Source organism: Vibrio sp. V09_P4A23P171, assembly GCF_963875615.1.
In the GTDB taxonomy this organism is placed as follows: domain Bacteria; phylum Pseudomonadota; class Gammaproteobacteria; order Enterobacterales; family Vibrionaceae; genus Vibrio; species Vibrio anguillarum.
Genome location: NZ_CAWNMR010000020.1, coordinates 1 through 14,861 on the forward strand (window position 1 = coordinate 1; position 14,861 = coordinate 14,861).

A 14,861-nucleotide genomic window follows, 5' to 3' on the forward strand; every position below is an offset into this window, starting at 1 on the left:
AATTTGATTCAATACAAGGCCGTTGGCATCATGAAGTGACAAGCGACGGTAATGCGATCATTGCCAACGGTCAGGTTATTCGTACCTCACAACAAAAAGCGATCAGTGATGTCGATTGGTCTGGTTGTGATGTGGTCATCGAAGCAACAGGCAAACACCGCAAATCTGAGTTTTTGAATCAGTATTTAGCACAAGGTGTCAAACGTGTTGTGGTATCAGCTCCGGTGAAAGAAGCGGGGATTGCCAATATCGTGGTTGGGGTCAATGACCACATCTTTGATCCACAAATACATCAGATTGTTACGGCCGCTTCTTGTACCACCAACTGCATTGCGCCTATCGTCAAAGTGATTCATGAGCAACTGGGTATTGAACACTCATCGTTTACGACCATTCACGACTTGACCAACACGCAAACCATTTTGGATGCACCGCATAAAGATCTACGTCGTGCGCGTGCTTGTGGTATGAGTTTGATCCCAACAACTACAGGTTCTGCGACAGCGATTGTGGAAATCTTCCCCGATCTGAAAGACAAAATTAACGGTCACGCGGTGCGTGTGCCGCTCGCTAATGCGTCGTTAACTGACATTATTTTTGATGTGAAACGCGATACCAGCGCAGAAGAAGTTAACGCGCTACTGAAAGCGGCTTCAGAAAATGAGCTCAAAGGCATTCTCGGTTTTGAAGCGCGGCCATTGGTATCGATTGATTATAAAGGCGACCAACGCTCAACGATTGTCGACGCACTCTCAACCATGGTGGTGGGCAAGCGCATGGTGAAAATTTACGCTTGGTATGATAACGAAATGGGTTACGCAACGCGTACCGCAGAATTAGTACGCAAAGTCGGTTTGGCATAAAGGAGCAAAGAAATGACACATCCTACATGGGAACTGCCTGTTGCAGAAAACAGCGCTGGTTTGGTATTGACGCCTTGCCCGGGGACAAAAGATCTTCCTTTGGTTGAGAGTATTGAACAACTGAGATCTCAAGGTGTTACCGTTGTGGTGACGGCTCTAAGTCACGAAGAGATGCAAGAGAAAGGCGTTGGCGACTTGCCTAAAGTGGTTGAACAAGCGGGGCTGCAATGGTTTCACGCCCCGATTGAAGATGATTGCGCGCCCGGCCACCAGTTTCAAACGCATTGGCAAAGTATCTCCCCGTCACTTCATCAGGCGCTTGCCAAGGGAGATAAGATTGCCATGCATTGCATGGGGGGATCGGGTCGTACTGGTTTACTTGCTGCTCATTTATTGCTGGAGAAAGGTTGGGAACTGCAAAACATTATTACTCAAGTTCAATCATTAAGACCGGGTGCGTTTACCAAAGATGTACAAGTCGAGTACATCAAACAATTTGTTAATCAATAACAGTCCCAAAGAGCTGCCTTAGGCGGCTCTTTTGCAAAGAGAGTGATTATGTTGTCTCAACTCAACCAAAACGTTCGCCAGTACATGCTAGTGACTTTTAATTATTGGAATTTTACCGTGACTGACGGCGCGCTGCGCATGTTGGTGGTGTTGTATTTTTATGATTTGGGTTATTCGACCTTAGCGATTGCGTCTTTGTTTCTCTTTTATGAATTTTTTGGCGTGGTGACGAACCTGATTGGCGGTTGGCTTGGTGCGCGTTTAGGGCTGAATCGCACCATGAATATTGGCCTTGGCATGCAAATATTCGCGCTCTTGATGCTTGCTGTACCTGCTGCATGGTTAACCATTCCTTGGGTGATGGCGGCGCAGGCGTTATCGGGTATCGCAAAAGATCTCAATAAAATGAGTGCAAAAAGTGCGATCAAAACGTTAGTCCCTGAAAATGCACAAGGCGCACTCTACAAGTGGATAGCGATTCTTACGGGTTCAAAAAACGCTCTAAAAGGGGCCGGCTTTTTTCTCGGTGGTGTCTTGCTCTCTTGGATCGGCTTTCAATATGCGGTAGCGGCTATGGCGGCGGTATTGCTGTTGGTTTTTATCGGCAGTTTGCTTAGCTTGCAAGCCGATATTGGCAAAGCCAAAACCAAACCGAAATTTTCAGAGATTTTCTCCAAATCGCGCAGCGTGAATATTTTATCGGCGGCTCGCCTATTTTTATTTGGCGCGCGAGACGTTTGGTTTGTGATTGCCTTACCCATTTATCTGGGCAGCGTTTTTGGTTGGGATCACAGTGCCGTGGGCGGCTTTTTAGCCTTATGGGTGATTGGCTACGGCGTGATCCAAGGGTTTGCTCCTAAAATAACAGGCAGTGCTTCAGACCAAGTACCAGATGGGCGATCTGCGCTCGGTTGGGCGGCGCTACTGGCGCTGATTACCGGTTTGATCGCCTACAGCATTCAAGCGCAGTGGCATCCGGAAGTCGTGATCATCGCGGGGTTACTGCTTTTCGGCGCGGTCTTTGCGATTAACTCATCGCTGCATTCCTATTTGATCGTGAGCTATGCCAAGGGGGATGGTGTATCGCTTGATGTCGGTTTTTACTACATGGCAAACGCGATGGGGCGTTTAATCGGTACCGTGCTTTCCGGGTGGGTTTTCCAACTTTGGGGATTAGCGGCGTGTTTGTGGGTTTCGTTTAGTTTTCTGCTGCTGACCACTCTCATTTCATTGGGGCTCCCGAAAAGCAAAGCTGTGTTGACGAGCGAACCGTAGCTTCACCAGTAGATCACTATTCCAGTAGATGGAGATTGTGATAGAGTCCGTGCTTTATTGAATGAATTGAGTCAGTCACATGAGAGCTTTTGTTGTAAGGGCCCGCGCCGCTTCCACGGATAAACAGACTTTTTTAGCCTCTGTTGGGCAAGAAGCCCACACCGAAATTTTGGCCCACGTGCTCATGAATGCTATTTTTACCGCGCAGTCGCATCGTGATGACGTGGTGGTCTATTTGGTGCTGGAAAGTACGCAAGATTTCTCGCGGACTTTATGCTTTGAGTCGAGCCAGTTGCACAATATCGGTGGCTTTCACGAGCAAGCCTTGCTGACCAAAATAGGCCACGCTTTAGATGTTTCTGTGGGTATGGGCAAAGAGCAAACCCGAGAGGTCGAGCAAGGACTCACGGTTGAAACCATCAGTTTTGAAAAGTTGGTGCAACGCCTTTCTGAAAGTTACCACTTGTATTTACTGGATAAAAAAGGCGAAAGTGTCCGTGAGCATCAATTTTCTGACGACAGCTGCTTTTTACTTACTGACCACATCCCGATGCCGAAAAAAAGTTGGAACAGTTTAAAGCGCCTTAATACACAGAAAATCAGCCTTGGGCCTCGAATGCTGTTTGCCTCGCAGTGCATTGTGCTGATCCAGAATGAGTTAGATATTCGCGGTCTTTAAAAAGTCTTTTTCAAACTCATTTTTACTTTTTTTATCTGTGCTTCTTTATCAATTGGGCTGTGCTGATCGGAGTGTAAAAATCGATCCGCATAGTCTTGATAAATCTCTTTTTCTAAAAAGAGTAAGTAAAGCTTCGGATCTATATGGCCAGTGGTGGCCATGGTGGTCATGATCGCGATCGATTCACTGAGCGTTTTGGCCTTTTTATAGGGGCGATCGCTAGAAGTCAGTGCTTCAAACACATCGGCTATCGCCATCACTCGAGCGGGGATCGAAAGCTGCTCTTCACTTAAACCTCTTGGATAACCCGCGCCATCCATTCGTTCATGGTGGCTTCCTGCAATATCAGGAACGTTTTTCATATGTTCAGGATAAGGTAACCGCTTGAGCATCATGATGGTTTGCACAATGTGATCATTAATCATAAAGCGTTCTTCGTTGGTGAGCGTGCCACGGCGAATGGACAAATTATAGAGCTCACCTCGGTTATAACGCAGTTCTCCCGGTTGTAAAATAAAGGTTTCTTGCCACAGTTCTTGTGGACGACAACCGTTCACCCAGTGCAAATGGTGTACGGGTTTATCATCAAGCAAGCGCTCCATAGTGGGCAATGGTTTTGACTCTCCTGCACGTTGGTTCTCTATCCAAGAAGTACCGAGTTGATCATCTAAGGTCCGTTTCCACTCTCTTTGCGCAATTAGCTCTAAGCGGGAAAGGTCATCATCGCTCATAAACTCACTGCCAATATTACATTGCGCGACGAAAGCAAATTCCTCATCGAGGATTTGTTGGTTCGTCAGCAACTGCTGCTTGAGATCTGGCTCGTTCTTGCCCTGCGCAACACCTTGCCAGTAGTCCGTTTCAGCTTGACATTTGAGCAGCTCAAAACGCATTCTAATTTCGTGAATTCTGTCGTAGATCGTTTCTAATTTGGTCGCTTTATCAATCACATATTCAGGCGTGGTCACTTTTCCACAATCATGCAACCAAGCGGCGAGAGTGAGCTCTTCCCACTCTTCATTGGTCATGGAAAATTGTGGGAAATAGGTGCGATCGTTTTCCGCCGCTTTAGTGATCATTTTGGTTAATTCAGGAACTCGCTGACAATGGCCGCCCGTGTAAGGGGATTTGGTATCAATGGCTGATGCGATCAATTCAATAAACGAGTTGAGCATCTCCTTTTGCCGCTGCATTTTGTCGATATTGTCTTTAGCGATTTCGGCAAAACTGAGCAGCTCTCGTAAAAATGCATGTTTGTCTTGCTGATCGGGAGTGATGGCCCGTTCGTAGCCTAGGTTTAATACGCCAACTAACTGCTTGTCTCGGTTGAGCAGTGGGAAAAGATAAAGATCAGAATTATACAGCTCATCTTTATGCTTACGCATCGAATTATCGGTTTTAGATAAATGAACCGTTTGGCCTTTGCGCAGTTCAGAAAGTAGCCACGGCATCTCTTGAGACAACTGATTGATATCAAGCTTAAAGGGAATGATGGCGTGGTTTGCTGCGGTGATAAATTGGTTATTTTCGTTGGCATAAGTGTAGAGCAAAATAGTTTCAGCTCGAGTGATCAAATAGCTTTGATGGGTAATCGTTTTGGCTAACACACCGAATTCTTGGTTGCTGGCGGTTTCGCGTAATAGTCGCAGCAAGTCGTGCAGTGTATGCTCCATGAGCTCTATCGATTGGGTTAAATTGGCAACTTCGCGGATCCGGCTTTTTGGGTAGCGTGTCTTTTTAAATTCAAAGCGCGTGATGTTGTCGGTCAATTGCACTAGGTTACCTAAAGGGCTGGCGAGCCTTTGCGCCACAAAACCAACTACTGCAAAAGCGATAGCGAGCATGATTAACGCGACAAAAATCTGCTGATCTCGCATCGAGAGCAAATCTGCGATCAAATCGTCTTGCGGTACCGCTTCTGCCAGCAACAAGCGTACATTGTCGTTTAAAAGTACCGGCGTTAACGTCACCGACCACGTTGTGCCATTCATATTGACCGTTTCATACAAAGTTTGGCTGCTGACCCGATTCAATATTGGTGCAAAAGTACTTTGCTGCAGCTGCTGTGCAATCTGTGAGGGATCTTGTTGTAGCTCGAACTTAGTATTGTGTTGGGCGAGTGGTCTAAATTGATTATCGAACAAAATGAGCTGAGCACTGTCAGAAAAACCCATCGTACTCATCTGTTTTGACAGTGAGTCAAGCGTGAAATCAGCGCCAAGCACACTCTTTCCATCGGCCGATCTACGTGACAGTGTGACGCCACTCGTTTGTAGGAAGAAAAAGAAATAAGGTTCCGTTAAGCGTATCGCGCCATCTTGACTTGCCGAGGTAAACCAAGGACGCACGCGAGGATCAAATTTATTATTGTTATCCTCTTTATCGAGCAGGCTTTTAAGGTTCTGGTCTAAATAGATAAAGCGGTTAGTGCCATCAACTTGAGTGTAATGAGCCAATAGCTGAGCTTGCGCGGGGGCATCAAAACGCTGTTTGGCTTTATCAAAGCTCAGCGAGCGAAATGTAGTACAAGCTCCGGCTTCGTCACAATAATAGAGCGCGACTAACTGTGGATTACGTTGGAAGGTCAGCCAAACGGTGGCGAGTTGGCGTGGGTCCGAGATGACTTTATCCGGTTGATCAATTACGTTACTAAAAGCTAAAAAATCGAGCGTAGTCAAGATAGGTGCGGCACTTTGTTTAAATGCTGATTCCAGTTTTTTGCTGTTTTCGCTACTTAATCCTTGTGCACTTACCGTCAGTAGTTGCTGACTATGGTGATAACTTATGCCAATCAATACAATGCCGATCACCATGGCGAGCACTAAAAAGAGACTCGTAATGTGAATGCTCAGTGAGTAACGACGTCGTTTCATAACCAACTCCGAATTGGATGACATTGCTAAGTATTGTTCAATGTGGGTAAGTTGCAAAAAACCATTTCACATCGGTGTGTTTTCATCCGGTCAAAAAGTGTCGATATGGTGAATATATCGCCCTTAGATTGAAGTGCCATCAGCGAGGCTGTTACACTGAAGCATCGCTGTTGGAATGGAATAATTAAAATGAATCTTGTCGTTGATACTCATACCCACACTTATGCAAGTGGTCACGCTTACAGCACGCTTATTGAAAACGCGCGTTCAGCTAAAGAAAATGGATTGGCAATGTTTTGCACAACCGATCATGCGCAGTCGATGCCTGGAGCGCCGCATTATTGGTTCTTCTCCAATCAACGTATTTTGCCGCGCTTTTTGGACGGTGTTGCCATTATCCGAGGCATTGAGTCCAACATCATGAATCGTGCTGGCGAGATTGATGTTCACCCTTCTGTTGACCAAAACTTAGATTGGGTGATCGCCAGTTTTCATGAGCCCGTATTTCAGCCTGCCGATAAAGCAGCGCATACCGAAGCGTTGATCAATGTGATTAAAGGTGGACGAGTGGATGCGCTAGGGCACTTAGGTAACCCTAATTTCGATTTTGATTTTGATGAGGTGATCGCCTGCGCCGCCCAGCATCACGTTGCGATAGAAATTAATAACAGCACCTTAAAAGGACACAGCAGGGTAGGGAGTGTCGATCGCTGTTATGAAATTGCTAAGGTGGCGAAAGCACATGGTGCTTATGTTACCACTGGCAGCGATGCCCATTTTTGTCAAGATATCGGCCAACTTCAACTGGCCAGTGAACTGCTTGAGAACGTTGGTATTGCTGCTGAGAAAGTGATTACGCACAGTGTCGAGCAGTTTCTGGCCTTTTTAGCACTGCGCGGGCGAAAAGCGATCGCAGAATATCAAACACTATAAGCCGTAAAGAGGTCATAAAAAATGACAAAAATTTGTCCCTCTTTTATCTTTAGATCCATTAAACTTGGCACTTCTTGCCAGAATAAAAAGAAATAATTATGAAAAAAATAATGATATTAACAGCTTGCGCATTATTTGCGGCTAGCGTGTCGGCGGCTAATGTTGACTTAAAACAGAACATGAAACAAATGAAGCTTGAATTTAAACAAGCGGCAGAAGCGACCAGCGTTGAAACAATGCAAGCACCCATTGAGAGATTAAGTCAGTTGGTTGAAGAGTCAAAACGAGGAAATTATCCACCGGAGAAGCAAGATCTCTATTTAGAAGGGTTTAATAAGCTTTCAGTGGCATTAGACAAAATCGAAGTGGATCTTGAGCAAGGAAATTTAGAGCAAGCTCAACAAACGCTGCGGACGGTAGACGAACTGCGTGTTGAATACCACGAGCAGCGTAACCCAAGTATCTGGAAGCGCTTATTTGGTTAATCAGCTTTGTGGCCCCCTCACGATAACGTTGGATTAGTTATAACGTTCAATGGTTCGTGGGGTGGTCGCTGCCTGAAAACTGAGCTTGTAAGAAAGGCAGCAGTAGTAAGCCGATCACAGCGGCGCAAACAGAAATGGTGACAAAAAAGCCTCGCCATTCGAATTGCTCGACAATAATGGCTAACGGGTAACCGGCGAGCGCTGCGCCCATATACGCAAATAACCCCACAAACCCAGTTGCTGCGCCAGCCGAATCTTTGTGAGAACATTCCGCGGCGGCCATACCAATTAACATTTGTGGGCCAAAGACAAAAAAGCCAATCGTAAAAAAGCCAGCGGCTTGGAATACAAACCCCGTTAACGGCATCAGCCACAGCGCTGCCACCGAAAGAAAAATGCCCATTGAAAAAATCAGGTTCATTGGCCCACGGTTGCCGCCAAACAGTTTGTCTGAGCCCCAGCCTGCGACTAACGATCCAATAAACCCACCGACTTCAAACAGCGAAAGCGCGCCATTAGCCGTGATCAAATCATAGCCTTGTTGCTCGGTAAGGTAGATATTTCCCCAATCATTGATGGCAGTACGCACTATGTAGACCAGTACATAGCTCAAGGCGAGTAACCAAATGTACTTATTTCCTAACACATATTTGTGCAAGATCTGTTTAGTGCTAAGGCCGAGGCCTTCATTTTCTTGCGCCAGTTCAAGGGCGTCATTACGCCATTGACCAACACTGGGTAAACCTTGGGTCATTGGTTTATCACGCAATCGCCAACATAAGAAAACCCCACCAATAACGGCTAAACAGCCCGGTACAATAAAACCTTCGCGCCAACTAAAATGGAAAGTGAGAAAGCCAACCAGTAATGGGATCAACGCGCCCCCCACGTTATGAGCGGTATTCCATAGCGCCCACCAAAAACCACGTTCAGAGCGCGAATACCAAGTTGTCAGGAGTTTAGAGCAAGAAGGCCATCCCCAACCTTGGAACCAAGCATTGAGCACCCAGAGTAAGATGAACATACTGATTGAGCTTGAAAAGCCAAACAGAATATTGATAAAACCCGTTGCCATTAACCCTAGGCCCATAAAATAGCGCGGGTTGGAGCGGTCCGACAAAATCCCAGACAGAAATTTTGAGATACCATAGGTGATGTAAAACAACGTGCCCATGATGCCAATATCACTCTTATCTAAACCGAGGTCAGCAATCATCGCGGGCATGGCGTAATTCAAACTTTTACGCGTGAAGTAGAAAAGCGCATAACCGACATACATCGCCATCATGATGTGAAAGCGCCAATAACGGTACTGCTGGTTAACCTCTTGCGCTGATGCAAGAAGCGGTTGCGGTGGTTGAGAGCGTAGAAAATTTATCATAGTGCTTTATATTCCACGATTATAAGTGGGGCAGTGTGACGGTAAGCTGAGTGCCATTCTCGCTTAGATCGTGGTTGGCTGTTGTAGACTGACAGTGGCTAATAATCTGAAAGTGGCCACCCAATGCCTCGACTCGCTCACGCATACCTCGTAAACCAAAGCCGTTCAGCTGAGCTTGTGCTTTGAAACCGATGCCATCATCGTGAATGCGCAGTGTGACATCACTTGCCAACGAAAACTCAATCACAATGTGGCTAGCTTCCGCGTATTTTAAGGCGTTATTGAGCGCCTCTTGGCACAATCGATAAAGGGTCACTTTGGTGGCATCACTTAGCTTTTGCAGTTGAGCGGTTGAATTCCCCGTCCAAACCACTTGGGTTTGAATGCCGTGCGTCTCAAATTCAAGGTCACGCAGCAGTTGATCCAGTGCTTCGACTAGGCCTAAATCATCTAAGGTTTTAGGGCGTAAACGGGTTAGCAAACTTTTAGTTGTGTCGTAAACATTTAAAGAGAGAGATTCAATGGTTTTAGCACAATTGCTGGTGACGGGTTGAGATTCGACGCGTTGAATAATGCTGGCTTGAGTACGGATAGCGGTAATGTTTTGACCGATCTCATCGTGCAGCTCGCGAGCAATATCGCGCCGAACAGATTCTTCAGCTTTGACTAATTGGCGGGACAAATTTTGGTTACGATCAAGCTGTTGGCGCAGCTTGGTGTTGAGATCTCTTTGTCGCTGCACACCCATTCCCAGCAAAATGCCGGTTAAACTTTGTGCTGAAAGAGAGAGCAGGAGATCAGTGACTTCCATATTAGAGACACCACTACGAGCCGCGATCAATGCAATGCTATTGAGCAGCGTACCGAGCAATGCACCTTGCCAGCCGTAGCGAAAAGCGAGCAAAATGATCGGGATGGCTAAACAAAATGGCGCAAAACGCCGAAGTTCATCAGGTAAACCAATTTGCAGCGCAATGCTTAAAATAAATAGTAAAGAGTAGAGTAAGACGTGACGCGTGCGAAATTCGATATGACGAGAGACTAAGTTCGCCGTCAGTGGAACCCAAGTGCTTTGGAAAAGATAATTCCATATCAAATAGCAGCTTGGCACAATCATTAAGCCAGCTGTGATGCTGACTAACATCACCATTGACGCGGCATGGCCGTGGTAGGTGGTGGCCAGCGTATTAATGATAGCGCTGGCGAGGATCAACCCGCCCATCACAATAAAGCGACGCCACTGACTTCCGTGGTAGTAGCGCTGGGCGAGCAGGTTTAAGGGCAGCGTTGCGATACTGGCGGCGAGTACGGTCAGCCATTGAGGTTGTTCCATTAGCATGGCGAGCGCAATCGTCAGCCACCATTCTGCACCATAAATCGCGGGCCAGTAACGTTGTGGACTGTGCAGCGCAGTGCCTAAACGCAGAGCAAAAGGAAAGAAGAAGATCGCCAGTTCCGGATCGTTGACAAAATAGTAGGCGATAACCCACAAGCAAAACCAACTGCAAGAGAGCAGAAACCAAGCGCAGAGTGACGTAATAAAATAGCGTGGCATTAGAATGAGTCAGAAAAATATTTCGCTAAGGCCACGTTATTGCTCACACCTAACTTATCCATGGCATTGGCGCGATGGACATGAATGGTTTTGTGGCTAAGTCCAAGCTCATTGGCGACCGCTTTCACATCCAGCCCGGCAGCCAGCATTTCACTGATTTGCCGCTCACGTTTGGTCAACTGTGCTAATAGCTTTGCCTCGCGCTTGGGAGAGGTGAGTTTAAGCGCAATATCGGGTGTTAAGTAGCAACCACCATGGGCGCTGGTTCGTACGGCTTGGATAAGTTCATCTGGGCTACAACGTTTGCTTAAGTAGCCTCTTGCTCCAGCCTCCAAGGCTTTTTCGACCATGGCCGCGGAATCGTGAACGCTCAGCATAATGCATGCTATCCCAGAGGGTAGATCTTGAAGCAGCGACAGCCCGCTTTCATCAGGCATTGAAATATCAAGAATACAGACGTTTGCCCCTGTGCCGGGAAGCCCTGCGCGCGCTTCGGCCGCCGAGCTAAATTGGCCGACCACTTGGATATCGTCTTCAAGGTTCATGAGTTGGGCAAAGCCTGAACGTACCACGATATGGTCATCCACTAGTGCTACTTTGATCATCACAATCCCCGCTGTTTATATTGCCTGAGTAAAAAGGGAGCTTAAACTAACGCCACAGAGACAATTAAACAAGCAATATATCCCTTTGCTATGGATGCCATTGTAGAGGAGTCTAGCGCGTCAAAAAGGAAGGGGTGGCACAATCAAACGCGACACACTCATAAAAGAGAATATCGCGTTTGATTTTGCTGGGAGCTAAGCGGCAGCTGCGGCCAGCTTTAGCCTTTTCTCATGGCGGATCTTACGCTCTTCAGCGATTGCGACAAAGGCTAACAATACAATACAGATCATCGCTGAAGTGTCGAGCGCAGCAAAGGTGCCCTTCCAGCCTGTAAGGCCAAAAATTGGTGTACCGTCGGCGATCATACCTAGGCCAAGTTTGGCAAAGCTATCACCAATTAAGTAAGCAAAAGTGCCCTTAACGCCATCGGCGACACTGATCGCTTTTTTCGGCACAAAGCCAACCGCAGCGACACCAATCAGTAATTGTGGGCCAAAAACAAGGAAACCTAGCACAAACAGTGACCCGAGATACATAAACTCGCTGGTGGCGTGCTGATAGAATTCGAGCGCAACAATGATGAGTCCCAGAGAGACACAGGCGACCAAAGCACGGCGGCCATTAGCAAGATCGGACAGATAACCCCACATTAAAGTGCCGACTAATGCGCCCACTTCAAAGAGAGTGAAGCCTGAAATGGCCGCTTCTTTTGACAAACCAAGTTCTTGATAGGCATACACAGTAGACCACTGGTCGATGCCGATACGCACGATGTAGAGGAAGATGTTGGCAAAGCAGAGTAACCAAATCACTTTGTTTTTCAAAATGTATTCAACAAAGATCTCACGTTTGGTCATTTGGTTTTCTTCCGCGGCAATATCTTCCTCACTGACCGCTTCATCAAACAACTCTTCGACCGTACCTAAACCGTATGCTTCAGGAGAGTCACTACCGTAACGCAAACCAATGAAACCCACCACTAATGCGATGATTGATGGGAACACAAACATGCCCACAACGTGACCATTAAAGAGATAGTTTGCACCAAACAGTGCTACGCCTGCCGCACCTGCGCCGCCGACATTGTGCGACATATTCCATAAACCCAAGTAGGTGCCGCGTTTATTTTTGGGCGTCCATTTGGTGATAGTGGAGTAGCTTGATGGCCCACCAGTACTTTGGAAAAAACCGCTTAGCGCATAAAAAGCAACCATTAGGAAAATGCTGACGCTTGAACCGCCCATGCTCATGCTAAATCCAAGCATTGCAATACCAGAAAGGATCAGCATAAAAGGTAGGAACTGTTTCGTGTTCTTGCCATCGGCGTAGTAAGAGACCACTGTCTTACCAATCCCGTAAGTGATGGAGAAACCAAGACCAATCAGCCCTAGCTGTGTCATCGACAAGCCGTAGGTTGAAATCATATCGTTTTGTGCAACGTTGAAGTTTTTGCGCACTAAATACATCGCCATGTAGCCAATAAACACCACAAGGTATGATTGTAAAAATGGTTTGAACCACATTTTACGGCGTTCTGCTGCGGGGAGATCGAGGGTCGGTAGCCGAACCTGTTGCAAAAGTTTTAGCATGTGAAATCCTTAGAAAATCACGTCAAAGAAATCTCTGCTGTCAGTCAATTCACACCAGAGTCGAATGGCTAGCAACCGTCTGGCTGCATCATAGAGTGATTGTAAAAATCGGCTTGGCGATTGACTTGAGGGCATGGCCTAACTGAGTTAGGAATATTTCCTAGTTTGGGTGGATTGATAGACAAAGCGTGAATGGAGTCACATTGATATGCATCTTGAAACGTCGTCTTTAAGCTAACGATTTGTAGCGAACTTGAGGGTATTTGTTAAGTTTTTAGCGCTGCCGCACTGTTATTTTTATCATTGCGTTATATAGTGTCGACAAGAAAAAATTGAGTGTTGCTATGATTCGCCTAAACCGTTTTAACAGAATAATGTTGCTCACCAGCGCGCTCAGTTGGGTGTTGGTATCGCTTATGCCTGTAATAAACGCGCATGGCAATACGGCGGGGGTTTGGGCCACACTGTGCACCATTAATGGTTTTGAGCTGGTTCAAATTGAAGAGGGAAAAGTACAGACACAGCATACGAAACCCTGTCCCTTTGCTCATTTCTCCACTTTTCATCAAGATTCACTTCCAACGACACCTTTACTGACACGACTGAACTTGTTTGTTTCAGACAGCTACACTTTTTTGGCTCTAAGTGTACGATTTGAAAAACAAGTTCCTCGTGCGCCACCATTATTTAATCTGTTGTACTGGCGTTAGAAAATAGCCTTGATTCCTTCCTCTATTCACTATTCAGAATAAAGCTCTAACGGTAAACCATCTGGGTCGGCGAAAAATGTGTATTCGCGACCAGTGAACTCATCAACGCGGATGGGCTCGACGATGACGCCTTTTTCCTCTAAATACGCTTTGACTTCACTGACACTGTCCACCACAAACGCTAAATGTCGTAGCCCTTGAGCTTCAGGGAAGCTTGGTCTTGGTGGTGTATTTGGAAATGAGAACAGTTCAATTTGTCCGCCATCGGGCAGAGCAAGATCCAGCTTGTATGAATCGCGAGCGGCGCGGTAATTTTCAGCAATAACAGGCAGCCCTAAGATCTGAGTATAAAACGCTTTGGAACGTGCGTAGTCTGAACAAATAATTGCCGCATGGTGGATTCGTTTTAGCATGATTAACCTTTATTTGTTGAGCTGGCTGACCAAATGTTCAGTGACGTAATCAATGAACACCCGCAGCCTTGCTGGCATGTACTTGGTTTGCGGATATTGCATGGCAATCGAGCCGTAGTAATTACTTTTGATCGTCCAATCGGCTAATAGTCGGACGACGCTGCCTTCAACGAGCGCTTGCTGAATGACAAAATCATGGAAGATGCCGATACCTAAGCCATTTTTCACGCCGTTCAAACGCATTTGTGAGTGGTTTACTGCATAGCGGCCTGAGACGGCCACCGTATGGAACTCATCTTCTTTATGAAAATCCCAGAGATGGTCACGCTCGGTTTCGGCAAGATACAAGCAGTCGTGATCCGTTAATTCGGTAGGGTGTGTGGGCGTGCCTCTGGCCGCTATATATTCTGGGCTGGCGCACAACACTAAGTGGGTTTTGCCAATTTCACGCAGTACCAAGTTTTCATCTGGCTTATCAGTCAGCTTAAACGCCACATCAATATTGTGTTTGAATAAATCGATCGCGCCATCTGCAGCTCTCAGCTTAAGTTGAATTTCAGGGTATTGAGTTAGAAAAGGAAGCACAAGGGGTTGCAGAACTGAGTTCAAAAATGCTTCAGGTGCCGCAACAGTGAGTGCGCCTGCAGGTTCGGTGTGGTCAGAGGTGGAAAGCTCAACCGCTTGCTGCGCAGCGTTGACCATCAACAGACTTTGATCATAAACGCGCTTTCCTGCCTGAGTGATTAAGAGTTGGCGCGTGGTTCGCTCAAATAACTTCACTGATAGTGCTTGTTCTAAACGGGTAATCAATTTACTTAATGCCGAAGGTGTTACCCCCAGCTTTTGAGCGGCTGCCGTAAAGCTACCTTCATTGACGACGAGAATGAAAGCCGCTAAATCAGGCAGCAGGGCGATAAGACGATGCGTGATCATAATTGTATTTGTGCCTGAAGTTCACTAATGGTTTTCCATGTCATGGGATAATAGTC

General features: G+C 46.5%; 14 protein-coding genes. 7 read left to right on the forward strand and 7 right to left on the reverse strand.

Annotated features, from left to right (window positions below; all coding sequences use genetic code 11):
• From AACT23_RS07545 to trmY, 4 genes are all read left to right on the forward strand, one after another.
• A partial coding sequence (locus AACT23_RS07545; RefSeq protein ID WP_141195542.1) for an ArsJ-associated glyceraldehyde-3-phosphate dehydrogenase occupies window positions 1-863 on the forward strand: 863 nt, incomplete at its 5' end.
• A 12-nt stretch (window positions 864-875) separates the two neighbouring features.
• Window positions 876-1,373, forward strand: a complete 498-nt coding sequence (locus tag AACT23_RS07550) for a cyclin-dependent kinase inhibitor 3 family protein (protein WP_094127182.1) — start codon at window positions 876-878, stop codon at window positions 1,371-1,373.
• A 42-nt stretch (window positions 1,374-1,415) separates the two neighbouring features.
• Window positions 1,416-2,648, forward strand: a complete 1,233-nt coding sequence (gene arsJ / locus AACT23_RS07555) for an organoarsenical effux MFS transporter ArsJ (protein WP_094127184.1) — start codon at window positions 1,416-1,418, stop codon at window positions 2,646-2,648.
• A 79-nt stretch (window positions 2,649-2,727) separates the two neighbouring features.
• Window positions 2,728-3,327, forward strand: coding sequence for a tRNA (pseudouridine(54)-N(1))-methyltransferase TrmY (gene trmY / locus AACT23_RS07560; protein WP_013868023.1), 600 nt, complete (start codon window positions 2,728-2,730; stop codon window positions 3,325-3,327).
• Here the strand turns inward: trmY and AACT23_RS07565 are convergent.
• Complete coding sequence (locus AACT23_RS07565; protein ID WP_255211868.1) at window positions 3,324-6,200, reverse strand: HD domain-containing phosphohydrolase; 2,877 nt, start codon at window positions 6,198-6,200, stop codon at window positions 3,324-3,326. The genes trmY and AACT23_RS07565 overlap by 4 nt on opposite strands.
• 189 nt (window positions 6,201-6,389) lie before the next feature.
• Between AACT23_RS07565 and AACT23_RS07570 the strand changes: the two genes are divergently transcribed.
• Both AACT23_RS07570 and AACT23_RS07575 read left to right on the forward strand, forming a co-directional pair.
• Window positions 6,390-7,133, forward strand: coding sequence for a phosphatase (locus AACT23_RS07570; RefSeq protein ID WP_013868021.1), 744 nt, complete (start codon window positions 6,390-6,392; stop codon window positions 7,131-7,133).
• Between the two features lie 98 nt (window positions 7,134-7,231).
• Window positions 7,232-7,618 carry a cytochrome b562 gene (locus AACT23_RS07575; RefSeq protein WP_013868020.1) on the forward strand — a complete coding sequence of 129 codons (387 nt, stop codon included), beginning with the start codon at window positions 7,232-7,234 and terminating at the stop codon, window positions 7,616-7,618.
• 46 nt (window positions 7,619-7,664) lie between these two features.
• Here AACT23_RS07575 and AACT23_RS07580 read toward each other — a convergent pair whose 3' ends face one another.
• From AACT23_RS07580 to uhpT, 4 genes are all read right to left on the reverse strand, one after another.
• Window positions 7,665-8,999, reverse strand: coding sequence for an MFS transporter (locus AACT23_RS07580; protein ID WP_017048480.1), 1,335 nt, complete (start codon window positions 8,997-8,999; stop codon window positions 7,665-7,667).
• Window positions 9,000-9,018: 19 nt separating this feature from the next.
• Window positions 9,019-10,554, reverse strand: coding sequence for a signal transduction histidine-protein kinase/phosphatase UhpB (gene uhpB, locus AACT23_RS07585; RefSeq protein ID WP_094127188.1), 1,536 nt, complete (start codon window positions 10,552-10,554; stop codon window positions 9,019-9,021).
• Window positions 10,554-11,159 carry a transcriptional regulator UhpA gene (uhpA, locus tag AACT23_RS07590; protein WP_026028260.1) on the reverse strand — a complete coding sequence of 202 codons (606 nt, stop codon included), beginning with the start codon at window positions 11,157-11,159 and terminating at the stop codon, window positions 10,554-10,556. The genes uhpB and uhpA overlap by 1 nt, the downstream gene beginning before the upstream one ends.
• A 195-nt stretch (window positions 11,160-11,354) precedes the next feature.
• Entirely contained in the window at window positions 11,355-12,749 is a 1,395-nt protein-coding gene (gene uhpT / locus AACT23_RS07595; protein ID WP_094127190.1) for a hexose-6-phosphate:phosphate antiporter, read from the reverse strand.
• A 344-nt stretch (window positions 12,750-13,093) separates the two neighbouring features.
• Here uhpT and AACT23_RS07600 point away from each other — a divergent pair, with 344 nt between their 5' ends.
• Window positions 13,094-13,459, forward strand: coding sequence for a hypothetical protein (locus AACT23_RS07600; RefSeq protein ID WP_026028259.1), 366 nt, complete (start codon window positions 13,094-13,096; stop codon window positions 13,457-13,459).
• A 29-nt stretch (window positions 13,460-13,488) separates the two neighbouring features.
• Here AACT23_RS07600 and gloA2 read toward each other — a convergent pair whose 3' ends face one another.
• Window positions 13,489-13,872, reverse strand: a complete 384-nt coding sequence (gene gloA2 / locus AACT23_RS07605) for an SMU1112c/YaeR family gloxylase I-like metalloprotein (protein WP_017046047.1) — start codon at window positions 13,870-13,872, stop codon at window positions 13,489-13,491.
• A gap of 9 nt (window positions 13,873-13,881) precedes the next feature.
• Entirely contained in the window at window positions 13,882-14,805 is a 924-nt protein-coding gene (locus AACT23_RS07610; RefSeq protein ID WP_094127192.1) for a LysR family transcriptional regulator, read from the reverse strand.
• Window positions 14,806-14,861: the final 56 nt, after the last annotated feature.

Coding starts and splice junctions, on each gene's coding strand:
- AACT23_RS07550 (WP_094127182.1), top strand. CDS start 876: ATGACACATCCTACATGGGAACTGCCTGTTGCAGAAAACAGCGCTGGT.
- trmY (WP_013868023.1), top strand. CDS start 2,728: ATGAGAGCTTTTGTTGTAAGGGCCCGCGCCGCTTCCACGGATAAACAG.
- AACT23_RS07565 (WP_255211868.1), bottom strand. CDS start 6,200: ATGAAACGACGTCGTTACTCACTGAGCATTCACATTACGAGTCTCTTT.
- AACT23_RS07570 (WP_013868021.1), top strand. CDS start 6,390: ATGAATCTTGTCGTTGATACTCATACCCACACTTATGCAAGTGGTCAC.
- AACT23_RS07575 (WP_013868020.1), top strand. CDS start 7,232: ATGAAAAAAATAATGATATTAACAGCTTGCGCATTATTTGCGGCTAGC.
- AACT23_RS07580 (WP_017048480.1), bottom strand. CDS start 8,999: ATGATAAATTTTCTACGCTCTCAACCACCGCAACCGCTTCTTGCATCA.
- uhpB (WP_094127188.1), bottom strand. CDS start 10,554: ATGCCACGCTATTTTATTACGTCACTCTGCGCTTGGTTTCTGCTCTCT.
- uhpA (WP_026028260.1), bottom strand. CDS start 11,159: ATGATCAAAGTAGCACTAGTGGATGACCATATCGTGGTACGTTCAGGC.
- uhpT (WP_094127190.1), bottom strand. CDS start 12,749: ATGCTAAAACTTTTGCAACAGGTTCGGCTACCGACCCTCGATCTCCCC.
- AACT23_RS07600 (WP_026028259.1), top strand. CDS start 13,094: ATGATTCGCCTAAACCGTTTTAACAGAATAATGTTGCTCACCAGCGCG.
- gloA2 (WP_017046047.1), bottom strand. CDS start 13,872: ATGCTAAAACGAATCCACCATGCGGCAATTATTTGTTCAGACTACGCA.
- AACT23_RS07610 (WP_094127192.1), bottom strand. CDS start 14,805: ATGATCACGCATCGTCTTATCGCCCTGCTGCCTGATTTAGCGGCTTTC.